We start from the raw sequence: 12,886 nt of genomic DNA on the forward strand, positions 1-12,886 counted from the left end.
CAAGAGGCCTGCATGATCATCGCCATCGTCAATCAGCACGACAACCCCGAGCGCACGGTCGTCGCGCGCAACCTGGCGGTGCTGCGCGCGCGCGCAGGGCGGCGCGTGTACCTGATGACCACCGCCGGCAACGGCGACAGCGACTGGTCCGCTGAACGCAACGGGGCCGGCGTGCAGCCGTGGATCGAGACGCACCAGGTGGGCAGCCGCGCGGTCAAGATGCGCCTGGCGGCGCTGCGGCCCCTGGTCGACGACATCCTGATCGACGCCGGCATGCGCGACGCCGACGGCTGCCGCTGCGTGCTGGCAGAGAGCCGGCTGGTGGTGGTGCCGGTGCGCGGCGGCGCGCGCGATCTTGACCTGCACGACCGGCTGCTGGCGCGCCTGAATGGCGCGCGCACGTTCAACCCCGCCATGCGGGTGCTGTTCGTCGCCGTCAGTAGTCCGGTCGACCCCACCGAGATGGGCGCGCTGTACGACGAGGTGTATCCGGCTGCGCCGTCGATGGTGTTCAGGGTCGGCGCGCAGGCGGGCGCCGCGCACGCACTGTGGCGCTGACGGCGCCGCTCACGCAAGTCGGCCAGGCTTTTTACATGCCGGATCGCACGGCAACCGAGGGAGAATGCACGATGAAGCACCTTGTTTTCCACAGCCCCGCCCTGCGGCGCCAGCCACCGGCCGATCACACGATGCTCGTCTGGCTGCAGGTCGATACGGCATCGGCCACGAGCCTGCGCGAAGCGGTAATGCGCGCCGGCCTGGACGCGGTGCGTTTTCTGCGCATCGATGCCTGCCCAAGCGGACGCACGGTGCGCGCATTGCTGTGCGTCGAGCGCGACGCCGCTCCGGCGCTGCAGTCGCAGCTCTTGCAGCGCCTTCCCGGCTGCAAGTGGCATCCGGCGCCGCGCCGTCAGGCTTAGGCGATATCGAGGCGCTCGTGCGGCGCGAAGTCGTGATAAATGTCGGGCTGGTGGGTCGGGATATACACGCTCAGGCGTTTGCCGCGATGGAAGACGCCGCGCAGGCTGTTACAGGCCGCCCAGGCGTGCTCGTACGAATCGGCAACGTGCAACACGGCCCAGGGACTGTCGGGCGATCCTTCGCGGATCATGTCCACCTGCGTGATGTGAAAGTACGGGGTGAAGCTGTCGATGATGGCGCTTTCGCAGGCATCGGCGTGCAAGCCGGACAGGATGACTTTCATGGGTATTCTCCAGGTTCAGGCAATGGTGGATCGATCAGTTCACGCAGATCACACGTATGGCGCGCGATCATCAGTTCTTCATTGGCGGGCACCAGCCAGACCGCGACCCGGCTCGATGCCAGGCTGATGCGGGCAGGCCCGGCCGGCGGCGCGGTGTTCGCGGCCGGGTCGAGTTCGACGCCGAGCCAGGCCGCGGCGCGGCATACGGCGGCGCGCAGCCGCGCGCTGTTCTCGCCGATCCCGCCCGAGAATACCAGCGCGTCCAGTCCGCCCAGGCTGGCCGCCAGCGAACCCAGTTCGCGGCCGATCCGGTAGACCATCAGGTCGATTGCCAGTTGCGCGCGCGGATCGCTGCTTGCTTCCAGCACGCGCATGTCGGACGATACGCCCGACACGCCCAGCAAGCCCGATTCGTTGTACATCATGCGCTGCACGCTTTCCACCGTCATGCCCAGTTCCTCGATCAGGTAGATGACCACGCCCGGGTCGAGCGCGCCGCAGCGCGTCCCCATCGGCAGGCCATCGACCGCCGTGAAGCCCATCGTGCTGGCCATGCTGCGTCCGCCCTGCATCGCGCACATGCTGGCGCCGTTGCCCAGGTGCGCCGCCACCACGCGCGCGCCTGCCAGCGCCGGATCGCACAGCGGCAGCGTGGTCGCGATGTATTCGTAGGACAGCCCGTGAAAGCCGTAGCGGCGGATGCCCATGCCGGTGATCGCCTCTGGCAGCGCGAACGCCTGCGCCAGCGCCGGCTGCGCCGTGTGGAACGCGGTGTCGAAGCAACCGACCTGCAGCAACCCGGGGCGCAGCGACGTCAAGGCGCGCACCGGCGCGAGATTGTGCGGCAGGTGCAGCGGCGCCAGCGGAATCAGGCGCGCAAGCCGGGCCAGCACCGCCTCGTCCAGTTGCACCGGTCCGCTGAAGTCGACGCCGCCGTGCACGATGCGGTGACCGACCGCGCACACGCGGAAGCCATCCAGGTGGCCCTCGGCGAAATCGATCAGGAACCGCATCCCGGCCGCGTGGTCGAGCGGCGTCGTCCAGGCCTGCTCACCGACCGTGCCGCCGGCGGCGTCGCGGGCGATGAAGCGCGCGGCGCCCCGATACAACCCGTCGATCTTGCCCGTGAAGAGCGGCGCCAGATCAGGCAGCGCATGCAGTGAAAACTTGATGCTCGACGAGCCGGCATTGATGACCGCGATGCAGTCCTGCGTCGCCATCTCAGCGCCCAGCCGAGCTGGCGCTGGCGCTGGCCAGCTGATGCCGCGCCAGCAGCACGGCGACCGCGCACGATGCCAGCCGCGCGGCCACCGAATCGGCGCGGCTGGTCAGGATCAGCGGCACGCGCGCGCCGAGGACGATGCCGGCCGCCGCCGCGCCGGCCATGAAGGTCAGGCTCTTGGCCAGCATATTGCCGGCTTCCAGGTCCGGCGCGACGAGCACGTTGGCGCGCCCGGCCACCGGCGAGTCAAGCCCCTTGATGGCGGCGGCCTGCGGGTCGATCGCATTGTCCATCGCCAGCGGGCCATCGAGAATCGCGCCGGTGATCTGGCCGCGATCGGCCATCTTGCACAGCGCCGCCGCATCGATCGTCGATGGCATCTTGTCGCTCACGGTTTCCACCGCCGCCAGAATCGCCACGCGCACGCCCTCGAAGCGCAGCACGTGCGCCAGGTCGATCGCGTTCTGCACGATGTCGCGTTTCTCGGCCAGCGTCGGAATGATGTTGATGGCGGCGTCGGTGATGATGAGCGGTTCGCTGCGCCCCGGCACGTCCATCACGAAGCAGTGGCTCAGGCGCCGCGCCGTGCGCAGGCCGGTCGTGGCAGCGACCACGGCGCCCATCAGTTCATCGGTGTGCAGGCTGCCTTTCATCAGCGCAGCGGCCTGCCCTTCGCGCACCAGTTCGACGGCGCGCGCGGCCGAAGCGTGACTGTGCGCCGTGTCGACCAGGCGCAGCGCGCCGATGTCCAGGCCGGCCGCATCGGCCGCGGCGTGGATGCGCGCTGCCGGCCCGACCAGGAGCGGCGTGATCAGCCCGATGCGGGCTGCGTCGAGCGCCGCTTCGAGCGCGTAGCGGTCGCACGGGTGCGCCACCGCCACCGTCACCGGGCCGTTGGCGCGGCCGGCCTCGATCAGGCGGTCATAGTACGGATGCGCGGTCACAACTGCTGTCATCAATCTCTCCTTGAACGTGGATACATCACCAGTACCCGAGCAACTTCCACCACAGGCCGCCGACAACGGCAAACACCGCCAGCTCGAACAGGCACATGACGAAGCCGACCTTCCACCACAGGCCCATGGTGACATACCCGCTGCCGAAGATGATCGGCGAGGTGCCGGTGGCATAGTGGGTCAGCGTCATCATGATGCCGGAAGCCGCGGTCATCATCAGCAGGAACAGCACCAGGTACTGGCCAGGCACCAGCGCGGCGCCGACTGACAGAAACGCGAACATCATCGCGCTAATGTGGGCCGTGGTGCTGGCAAACAGGTAGTGCGACAGCACGAACGCCAGCACCAGCACACTGGCTGCGGCGCCCCACCCCATGCCGCTGGCGACGATGGCGTCGCGCATGCCGTTCGAGGCCCAGCCAATGACGCCCATCTTGTTGAGCTGCTCGGCCAGCATGACGAGCGCGCCGAACCAGATCAGCGTATCCCACGCGCTTTTCTCGGACAGGATATCGTCCCAGTCGAGCGTGCCGGTGATGATCAGGACGAACAGGCCGACAAAGGCCACCACGGTCGGGTCGAGCGTAAACGCGCTGCCAAAGAGCATGGCTGGCACGTTCGCCCACAGCACCAACAGCAGGCCGAAGGTCCCGAGCATGACGCGCTCGCTGCCCGACAACGGCCCCATACGCGCGAGCTCACCCCGCGCGAAGCCGATCGCATCGGGCGTCTGTTTGAGCTCTGGCGGCGCCAGCAGGTAGACGATCAGGGGCATCAGGAACAGGCACACGAGGCCCGGCAGCACCATGCACAGCGCCCACGTGGTCCAGCTCAGCTGAAACGTCTGGCCACTGGCGCGCGCGACGAAGTCGACCACCAGCGGATTGGGCGCGGTGGCGGTGACGAACATTGTCGAGGTGATCGGATTGGCGTGGTAGTTGACCAGCGCCAGGTAGGTGCCCACCTTGCCCTCGGTGCCCTTGGCCGGATCGGAATCGAACGACGCGGCAATCGACTTCATGATCGGGTGGACGATCCCGCCGCCGCGCGCCGTGTTACTTGGCGTGAACGGCGCCAGCACCAGTTCGCACACGGCCAGCCCGTAGCCGATGCCGATCGTGCGCTTGCCCAGCAGCGCGATGAAGTTCAGCCCGATGCGGTTGCCCAGGCCCGTCTTTTTCAGGCCGCGCGAGATCAGCACGGCAACGACGATCAGCCAGATCAGCGGACTCGAAAAGCTGCCCAGCGCGTCAGCCATCGCACCCTTCGATGACCCGGACGTCACTTGCGACAACGCCACGATCACGATCGCCATCAGCGCCATGACGCCGATCGGCATGACTTTCAGAATGATGGCGACGATGGTGGTCAGAAAAATCGCCACCAGTGTCCATGCGCTGGCGGTCAGGCCAGACGGATGCGGAATGGCCAGCAGCGTAAGGAGTACGGCGGTGGTGACCAGTGCAGGAATCAGGCGAAACGGTACGGCCTGATTGAAATAACGAAACGCAGCCTGCAAGCGCAACAGCATGAACTTCCTTCTACGTAACCGACCGGACAGCGAAAATATTGACTACTGGTCTGGATAGTAACAGGAATATGTTGCATCGCATCAATCATCGAGCGGTTTGGTCGGGTATTCACGTAGTTCGTGGTCGGCGGCCTGGCTTGTCTTATGATGCGTCTTTACATGGCCTTGCACCCGACGATGACCGCTATCCGCCCCGCATGCCCGCTTGACGCCGCCCGCATCTGCGCCATCTACAACCCTTATGTCGACGGCACGACGATCTCGTTCGAGGACGCGCCGGTGAGTACCGACGACATGGCGGCGCGCATCGCCGACGTCATCGACGGCGGCCTGCCCTGGCTGGTGCTGACGGACGGCGACGCCATCATCGGCTACGCCTACGCCACCAAGTGGCGCGCGCGCCCGGCCTATCGCCACGCGGTCGAGAGCACGATCTATCTCGATGCCGCTCTGGCCGGCCAGGGCCATGGCATGCGCCTGTATGCCGGCTTGCTGGACGAGTTGCGCACGCGCGGCCTGCACACGGTGATTGCCGGCATCGCGCAGCCGAACGAGCGCAGTGTCCGGCTGCATGAACGCCTGGGCTTTGCCAAGGTCGCGCACTTTTCAGAAGTGGGCTTCAAGCTCGGGATGTGGCTCGATGTCGGGTACTGGCAGATGCGTTTGACGGCAGGATAGATGGACGCTCGAGCGTCCACACCTCATGCTCTCAAGCTTATCTAAGCTTCCTCGGTGGTCCGTTTATCGACGAGATGTCGAGAAAATTTACAATTATGCATCGTTCATACAAGTGGTTTTTGTAAGCTATTGACCAAAAACACAATTTCGTAGTGGCATGTTAATTGCTTGAAAAAGTTGCCCTTTAATAAATCAACTTTGACGAGACATATAATGAAAAAGATTCTTGCGCTTGCTGTGGGTGCACTGCTTTCCCTGAATGCTACAGCGGGCTACATCCAATACGAACTTAGCGGGCTTCCCAAGGCTTACGGGCCAGTTATTTCGACGAGCACCCTGGTAATTCGCGACGAAGACAAGTCGATTGCATTTTTCGCCATCGCTACTGATCGTGACTATTTCCGTCCAGCGGACACTGGCGAGTACTACCACAAGAATTCGCTGCTGGAAACCACCACGAGCTTTACCGGTCTTGGACCAACCAATATGTACTTTCGGGACGTCATGCTCGAGGAGCACACCAAGCACGTATGGCTGCTCTTCAGTGAAGGTGCTACTGCTGGCACCTATAATTTCACCATGCGGGTCGTCACTGACCCAGGCCCGCAGTCGCCTTACCCTGAGTTAATTCCACATTCAGATGTTAGTTACTCTGGCACCGCGAAGGCAGTACCTGTTTATCCATGGATGGCAGGACTGGATGCGAGAGGCGAGTTAGACATTATTCGGGATATTCCTTACTACGATCCAACGCAAGTACCTGAACCAACAAGTTTGGCTCTCATGGCGATCGGTGCGCTTGGTGCAGCTGGAGTCGCTCGCCGGCGCAAGGTAAACATCCCGGTGTAATAGTAATAAAACTCTGCCCGCTTTCACAGCGGGCTCAGAAATCAATAACGCTTCGCCAATTTTGTCCCTTGATTTGGCCGCTTATTCAGCCCAGATGCACTGGGGGTCGTCGGCTGTATATTTTATCGGCGGGTACTAAAATTCCACGGTCTCCGGACGCCGGCAGCTCGGTAATGGCCAGCGTCCCAGGCGCCATTGTGGTTACAGCCGCAACTGGCGCAGGGGAAAAACCCGTCACGCAGCCGGATGTACCGGTTGAACACAGCGTGGACGTCCAGAAGGTGCTCGGCTCGCGTCTTCAGCTTAGCCTTGGCGTCGCGGGTCTGTTTGGCGTGCACCTGATGCCAGGCTAGACCGTTTGGACGGGCTCGACGGGCTCTACCGCGCGCCGCGCGTAGCGGCCTGCGATGACCGCGCAGACGATCAGCTGGATCTGGTGAAACAGCATCAGCGGCAGCACCACCATGCTGATGCTGGCGGCGGGGATCAGCACATGGGCCAGCGGAATGCCGGTGGCCAGGCTTTTCTTCGAGCCGCAAAACACGATCGTGATTTCGTCAGGCTTCGAAAAACCGAAGCGCCGTGCCAGCCACGTCACCACCAGCATGACGACGGCCAGCAGGACGATGCAGACCAGGATCAGGTTGACCAGCATGGCGGGCGGCACCCGCGACCACAACCCTTCCACCACCGCTGCGCTGAACGCGGAAAACACCACCAGCAGGATCGAACCCTGGTCGACGCCCCTGACCAGGCTCTTGTGGCGATCGACCCAGCCACCGATCCAGCGCCGCGCAATCTGGCCCGCAACGAATGGCAGCAACAGCTGGTAGACGATCATCAGGACCGAGTCGAGCGATGCGCCCGCGCCGGACGAGGCCGGCATCGCCACATTCACCAGCAATGGCGTGAGGACGATACCGAGCAGGCTCGATACCGAGGCGCTGCAGACTGCGGCCGGCACATTACCGCGCGCCGCAGCCGTGAACGCGATCGACGACTGCACGGTCGAGGGAAGCAGGCACAGGAACAGGATGCCGAGATACAGCTCGGGCGTGAGCAGCAGCAGGATGCCGGGCTTGAACAGCAGCGCCAGCACGGGGAACAGTGCGAACGTGCACAGCAGCACCAGCAGGTGCAGACGCCAGTGGGTCGCACCGGCGATGATCGCGGCGCGCGACAGCTTGGCGCCGTGCAAAAAGAACAGCACGCCGATCATCACCATCGTGACGACCTTCAGCACGGCAGCCACGTCGCCCTGCGCCGGGAAGATGCTGGCGGCAGCCACGACGGCCAGCAGCATCAGGGTCATTCGGTCCGGCAGAAATCGGGAAGGAATTCGAAATGGCATGCGGCGGTCCTGGCAGCGTTCGGGAATGAAAAAAGCCACCTTGCGGTGGCTTGTTCCATGCTACTTGGCGGAGAGGGTGGGATTCGAACCCACGGTACGCTCGCGCGTACGCCTGATTTCGAGTCAGGTACATTCGACCACTCTGCCACCTCTCCTGATTCGGTCGATTCTTGCTGTGAGCTGCAAGAGACCGCCATTATAGCGGATTGATCGAGAAATGGAAGGGAGAAAATGCGCGGTGACTTATTTCTCCTTCCCTTACCCGATTCACGCTGCTGGCGTCAGGCGTTCCAGGCCACCCATGTACGGGCGCAGCACTTCGGGAACGATCACGCTGCCGTCGGCCTGCTGGTAATTCTCGAGCACGGCCACCAGCGTGCGGCCCACGGCCAGACCCGAGCCATTGAGCGTGTGCACCAGCTCAGGCTTGCCCTGGGCATTGCGGAAGCGGGCCTGCATGCGGCGCGCCTGGAACGCTTCGCAGTTCGACAGCGACGAAATCTCGCGGTAGGTGTTCTGCGCCGGCAGCCAGACTTCGATATCAAAGGTCTTGGCGGCCGAGAAGCCCATGTCGCCCGTGCACAGCAGCATCACGCGGTATGGCAGGCCGAGCGAGGTCAGGATGAATTCGGCATGGCCGACCATCTCGTCGAGCACGGCGTACGACTGCTCCGGATGCACCACCTGAACCATCTCGACCTTGTCGAACTGGTGCTGGCGGATCATGCCGCGCGTGTCGCGGCCGTAGCTGCCCGCTTCGGAGCGGAAGCATGGCGTGTGCGCCGTCATTTTGAGCGGCAGCGCGTCCAGCGCCAGGATCTCGTCACGCACGACGTTGGTCAGCGACACTTCGGACGTCGGGATCAGGTAAAAGGTCTCGCCCTCGCCTTCGACGCCGCCCTTTTTCACCGAGAACAGGTCAGCTTCGAATTTCGGCAGCTGGCTGGTGCCGCGCAGCGAATCGGCGTTGACCATGTACGGGGTGTAGCACTCGGTATAGCCGTGGCGTTCGGTGTGCGTGTCGAGCATGAACTGCGCAAGCGCGCGGTGCAGGCGCGCCATGCCGCCCTTCATCATCGAAAAGCGCGAGCCGGTGATCTTGGTGGCCGTTTCGAAGTCCAGGCCAAGGCGCTCGCCGATGTCGACGTGGTCGCGCACGGCGAAATCGAATGCCGGCACATCGCCGACCTTGCGCACTTCGACGTTGCCGCTTTCATCCTGGCCCTGCGGGGCACTCTCGTGCGGCAGGTTCGGCATGGCGGCCATGAACTGGGCCATGCTCTCCTGCACCTTCGCCAGCGCCGCTTCATTGGCCTTGAGTTCGTCGGCCAGGCCCGCCACTTCTGCCATCACGGCCGTCGTGTCTTCGCCTTTGCCCTTGAGCATGCCGATCTGCTTGGACAGCGCATTGCGCTTGCCCTGCAGTTCTTCGGTGCGCGTCTGGATGGCCTTGCGTTCGGCCTCCAGTGCACTGAAGGCGGACACATCGAGCTGGTATTTGCGGGTCGCCAGGCGGGCGGCAGCGGTGTCGATGTCTTTGCGGAGAAGTTGGATGTCAATCATGTCGGGTTGGACCAGGCTGTGTGTATCGAAACCACAATTGTACCAAGCCGACTGGCATTCCTTGCGAGATTTGGCAGTGACGCTGCCGGGCCCTCGCCTGCCCACCGGTCGGCGGCGAGTTACAGCGTGGCGGCCAGGCGCGGCGCACTCACGACGACGGTCTGGATGCTGGCCATGTCGAGTGCCGGTGCGGTCGATGCAGCGATCGTGATCGGACGTTCGCTGGCGGTGACGTAGCTGCCAACCAGGCCCAGTGCAACAACGGCCAGGAACAGGGCTTCGAAGTTTTTACGGATGTTCATGATGGCTCCTCGGTGGTGGTTTCAGGGTCCGCAAACTTGCTGCGGTATGGTGGTACTGTAGTCACCACGCCCCTGCACCGCCATCGACATGCGACGAAGCGCACGATCCGCAGCGCAGAATGCGCCAATGTCCGACCGACCGCATCATCGCCCGCGTCGCCGCCCGCGTCACCACCCGCGTCACCACCCGCGTCATCACCCGTCACTCAGCGGCGGCGTGCCATGGGCCCGGGCGAGAACACGTTCAGTGCGAGCCTGGCGCCGTACAGCACGATGAGCGTGCCGGCCAGGTCACCGATGAACATGACCACGAAGCCATGCCACAGATCCTGCCCGCCCGTCAGCGCGAACCAGACGTGGTGCATGGCCGGACTCATGACGGAAAACAGCAGCGCAAAGCAGAACAATCGCTGGCCGCTCATGCCGCGCAGCGAGGCGCCAATACCCGACGCCAGCAATGCGCGATAGGCAAGATACGGTGCCAGCGCCGACAGGATGCCGCCGATGAACGAGCGCAGCGGATCATCCGGAAACATGTAGAAGAAGCAGATACCCCAGGACGCCAGCAACAGGCCGATGGCGCCGGCTTCGGCAAACAGCAGAACGCTCAGCAGGCGCACCCCGGCGGGCAGATAGATCATATTGATGCCGGGCGCAAACTCGAGGTGCGTAAACAAGACTTCGTTCAGCAGGATCGTTGTCAGGAACAGGATCGCGGTACCCGCGACCATCGTGAATTCAAGCTGCAAGTGACGCATGACCGGAAGGCTTTGGTTACAATGTCCATACACCGGACAGACGCGGGATTATAAACAATCGGATGGTATCTCGATGTTATCTGAGGTGCAACAATTTACGGGCGTAGCACCAATGCAACAACCATCCCCGACGGGGGCACGGACACTCGATGAGTCACGAAAAACCACTGACGCGACCGGCTGATATCTACCTGCGCTTCCTGCATCTGGTCGATGCCTTGCGCACGTTGCCCACGCTGGGTCCGCTGGACGCACGCGAGGAGCGTGTGCTGACCGTTGTCGCCCGCGCAGCGCAGGCCCAGCAGCGCCTCTCCGTGCGCGACCTGATGGCGCAGGAACATCTGGGCGCGCCCGCCACCATCCATGCGCGGGTCACGGCGATGCGCAAGAAAGGCTGGCTGACGCTCGCCGACACCGAAGACACCCGGCGCAAGCAGGTCGATCTCACGCCAGCCGCGCTGGCGTATTTCGATGAACTGTCCGGCCTGCTGGTGAAGGCCGCCGAGGGCCGCTAGCGCCGCGCCTCGTCATCCAGCCCGCGCAGCCACGCCATTTTTTCGGCGATCTTGGTCTCGATCCCGCGCGGCACCGGCTGGTACCAGCCCGGCTCGGGCATGTCGTATGGCAGATAGGTCTCGCCGGCCGCATACGCGTTGGGCTCGTCGTGCGCATACCGGTAATCGTGACCGTAGCCCAGTTCCTTCATGAGCTTGGTCGGCGCATTGCGCAAATGAACTGGCACTTCGCGTGACTTGTCCTTGCGCACGAACGCCATCGCCGCATTGAAGGCGTTGTAGCCGGCATTGCTCTTGGCTGCAATCGCCAGATAAATCACCGCCTGGCCCAGCGCCAGTTCGCCTTCGGGCGAACCGAGCCGCTCGTAGGTGGCGGCCGCATCGTTGGCCAGCTGGATCGCACGCGGATCGGCAATGCCGATGTCTTCCCAGGCCATGCGCACGATGCGGCGCGACAGGTATTTGGCGTCGGCCCCGCCATCGAGCATCCGGCACAGCCAGTACAGCGCGGCATCGGGGTGCGAACCGCGTACCGACTTGTGCAGCGCCGAGATCTGGTCATAGAAATTGTCGCCACCCTTGTCGAAGCGGCGCACGTTCAGCGTCAGCGCATTCTCGACAAAGTCGGCCGTGATGTGCGTGATCCCGGCCGTCTCGCTCGATGTTTTCGTTTGCTCGAGCAGGTTCAGGAAGCGGCGCGCGTCGCCATCGGCGTAGCCGATCAGCGTGTCGACAGCGACGTCGTCGAATTCGAGGTGCTGCAACACGGATTCTTTCGCGCGCGCCAGCAACTGGCGCAGCTCGTCATCGGTGAGTGCCTTGAGCGTGTACACCTGCGAACGCGACAGCAGCGCCGAGTTGACCTCGAACGACGGGTTCTCGGTCGTCGCGCCGATCAGCGTCACCAGCCCGCTTTCGACGAACGGCAGCAAGGCATCCTGCTGCGATTTGTTGAAGCGGTGGATTTCGTCGATGAACAGGATCGTGTGCTTGCCGCGCGCCAGATACTGCTCGGCCTGGTCGATCGACGCGCGGATATCCTTCACGCCCGACAGCACCGCCGACAGCGCGATGAATTCACAGTCGAACGCATACGCGGTCAGGCGCGCCAGCGTGGTCTTGCCCACGCCCGGCGGGCCCCACAGGATCATCGAATGGGGCTTGCCCGACTTGAAGACCAGGTTCAGCGGCTTGCCGGGGCCCAGCAGGTGGCTCTGCCCCACGACCTCGTCGATGGTGCGCGGACGCAGGGCTTCGGCCAGCGGCGCCGCCGGTTCGGTTTTGAACAGGTCATCCACGGCGCTCTCCGTACGGCTTACTGGTTGACGACGTCGGCGCCCTTAGGCGTCTCGAACTTGAATTGCTGCGCGCCCAGGGCCGGGTTGCGCTGGAAGTTCGTGAACGTCAGGCGCGAAGTCTGGCCGAACGTGTCCTTCAGTTCCATCGCCAGCGGCACGCCGCCCTTCAGGCCGATGCTGATCTGCTCGAACGACGTGTCCTTGGCTTTCGGGACGGCGTTGAGCCACTCCATGCCGTCGCGCTCGCCGGCTTCGCTGAGCGTGAAGTTTTCTTCCAGCTTGTTGCTGCCAAACAGGATTGCGGCCGGGGATGAACCCAGCGCGTTACCGAGTTTGCGCACGGTGACCTGATTCAGGTCCTTGTCGTAGATATACAGCTGGTCGCCATCGGCTTGCAGGACTTGCTCGTACGGCTTCTGGTAGGTCCAGATGAATTTGCCGGGGCGGGCAAAGACGAAGCTGCCGCTCGATGCGGGGCTGGCCTTGCCGCTTTTGGATTTGCCCAGCTGCTGCTGGGTGAATTCGCCCTTGGCCGACTTGGTGCTGGCGACGAAGGATTTGAATTGGTCGAGTGCGGCGGCGCTGGCCGTGGTCGAGAATGCGAAGGCGCTCGTGGCCAGCAGTGCGGCGATGGTGAATTTGGTTGTTTGCATGCGTGG

Annotated in this window: 16 protein-coding genes and 1 tRNA gene; 5 read left to right on the forward strand and 12 right to left on the reverse strand. The window is 63.7% G+C overall.

Features of this window, described 5'->3' with window-relative positions; all coding sequences use genetic code 11:
- Positions 1-12: 12 nt before the first annotated feature.
- A complete protein-coding gene (locus RCH14_RS19490; RefSeq protein WP_343027756.1) occupies positions 13-558 on the forward strand; it encodes a hypothetical protein in 546 nt (181 codons plus the stop codon).
- A gap of 71 nt (positions 559-629) precedes the next feature.
- Entirely contained in the window at positions 630-920 is a 291-nt protein-coding gene (locus RCH14_RS19495; protein ID WP_343027757.1) for a hypothetical protein, read from the forward strand.
- Here RCH14_RS19495 and RCH14_RS19500 read toward each other — a convergent pair.
- Genes RCH14_RS19500 through RCH14_RS19515 form a run of 4 tightly spaced genes read right to left on the reverse strand, consistent with a single transcriptional unit; the run spans position 917 to position 4,913 of the window.
- Entirely contained in the window at positions 917-1,204 is a 288-nt protein-coding gene (locus tag RCH14_RS19500) for an RNA-binding protein (RefSeq protein ID WP_343027758.1), read from the reverse strand. The two genes, RCH14_RS19495 and RCH14_RS19500, sit on opposite strands and share 4 nt — an antisense overlap.
- On the reverse strand, positions 1,201-2,424 hold the full coding sequence (locus tag RCH14_RS19505; protein WP_343027759.1) for an acetate/propionate family kinase: 1,224 nt from the start codon (positions 2,422-2,424) through the stop codon (positions 1,201-1,203). The genes RCH14_RS19500 and RCH14_RS19505 overlap by 4 nt, the downstream gene beginning before the upstream one ends.
- Before the next feature lies 1 nt (position 2,425).
- Entirely contained in the window at positions 2,426-3,382 is a 957-nt protein-coding gene (locus RCH14_RS19510; RefSeq protein ID WP_343027760.1) for a phosphate acetyltransferase, read from the reverse strand.
- A gap of 25 nt (positions 3,383-3,407) precedes the next feature.
- Positions 3,408-4,913, reverse strand: a complete 1,506-nt coding sequence (locus tag RCH14_RS19515) for a DASS family sodium-coupled anion symporter (RefSeq protein ID WP_343027761.1) — start codon at positions 4,911-4,913, stop codon at positions 3,408-3,410.
- Positions 4,914-5,057: 144 nt separating this feature from the next.
- Here RCH14_RS19515 and RCH14_RS19520 point away from each other — a divergent pair, with 144 nt between their 5' ends.
- Together RCH14_RS19520 and RCH14_RS19525 are read left to right on the forward strand one after the other, a co-directional pair.
- Positions 5,058-5,591, forward strand: a complete 534-nt coding sequence (locus RCH14_RS19520; RefSeq protein WP_343027762.1) for an arsinothricin resistance N-acetyltransferase ArsN1 family B — start codon at positions 5,058-5,060, stop codon at positions 5,589-5,591.
- Positions 5,592-5,804: 213 nt separating this feature from the next.
- Positions 5,805-6,440 (forward strand): PEP-CTERM sorting domain-containing protein, encoded by a 636-nt coding sequence (locus tag RCH14_RS19525; RefSeq protein ID WP_343027763.1) that lies wholly within the window; start codon positions 5,805-5,807, stop codon positions 6,438-6,440.
- 122 nt (positions 6,441-6,562) lie between these two features.
- Here RCH14_RS19525 and RCH14_RS24060 read toward each other — a convergent pair whose 3' ends face one another.
- The 6 genes from RCH14_RS24060 to RCH14_RS19550 all read right to left on the reverse strand — a co-directional run bounded on the left by RCH14_RS24060 (position 6,563) and on the right by RCH14_RS19550 (position 10,414).
- Positions 6,563-6,778: a recombination protein NinG gene (locus RCH14_RS24060; protein WP_407070099.1), complete on the reverse strand. Its 216-nt coding sequence runs from the start codon at positions 6,776-6,778 to the stop codon at positions 6,563-6,565.
- An 11-nt stretch (positions 6,779-6,789) separates the two neighbouring features.
- The gene (locus RCH14_RS19530) at positions 6,790-7,752 is read right to left on the reverse strand and encodes a bile acid:sodium symporter family protein (protein ID WP_343027764.1); all 963 of its coding nucleotides are present in this window, start codon (positions 7,750-7,752) and stop codon (positions 6,790-6,792) included.
- Positions 7,753-7,856: 104 nt separating this feature from the next.
- Positions 7,857-7,946: transfer RNA gene (locus tag RCH14_RS19535), tRNA-Ser, on the reverse strand.
- A gap of 112 nt (positions 7,947-8,058) precedes the next feature.
- Positions 8,059-9,354: a serine--tRNA ligase gene (serS, locus tag RCH14_RS19540; protein WP_343027765.1), complete on the reverse strand. Its 1,296-nt coding sequence runs from the start codon at positions 9,352-9,354 to the stop codon at positions 8,059-8,061.
- Positions 9,355-9,473: 119 nt separating this feature from the next.
- Positions 9,474-9,656, reverse strand: a complete 183-nt coding sequence (locus RCH14_RS19545; RefSeq protein ID WP_183550899.1) for a hypothetical protein — start codon at positions 9,654-9,656, stop codon at positions 9,474-9,476.
- A gap of 206 nt (positions 9,657-9,862) precedes the next feature.
- A complete protein-coding gene (locus tag RCH14_RS19550) occupies positions 9,863-10,414 on the reverse strand; it encodes a hypothetical protein (RefSeq protein ID WP_343027766.1) in 552 nt (183 codons plus the stop codon).
- 167 nt (positions 10,415-10,581) lie between these two features.
- Here RCH14_RS19550 and RCH14_RS19555 point away from each other — a divergent pair, with 167 nt between their 5' ends.
- The gene (locus RCH14_RS19555) at positions 10,582-10,929 is read left to right on the forward strand and encodes a winged helix-turn-helix domain-containing protein (RefSeq protein ID WP_343027872.1); all 348 of its coding nucleotides are present in this window, start codon (positions 10,582-10,584) and stop codon (positions 10,927-10,929) included.
- On the opposite strand, the gene RCH14_RS19560 is transcribed toward RCH14_RS19555, so the two are convergent.
- Together RCH14_RS19560 and lolA are read right to left on the reverse strand one after the other, a co-directional pair.
- Complete coding sequence (locus RCH14_RS19560) at positions 10,926-12,227, reverse strand: replication-associated recombination protein A (RefSeq protein WP_343027767.1); 1,302 nt, start codon at positions 12,225-12,227, stop codon at positions 10,926-10,928. The genes RCH14_RS19555 and RCH14_RS19560 overlap by 4 nt on opposite strands.
- Before the next feature lie 17 nt (positions 12,228-12,244).
- Complete coding sequence (gene lolA, locus RCH14_RS19565) at positions 12,245-12,880, reverse strand: outer membrane lipoprotein chaperone LolA (RefSeq protein ID WP_343027768.1); 636 nt, start codon at positions 12,878-12,880, stop codon at positions 12,245-12,247.
- Positions 12,881-12,886 lie beyond the last annotated feature (6 nt).

The organism is Massilia sp. MP_M2, from assembly GCF_039123635.1.
GTDB lineage: Bacteria > Pseudomonadota > Gammaproteobacteria > Burkholderiales > Burkholderiaceae_D > Telluria.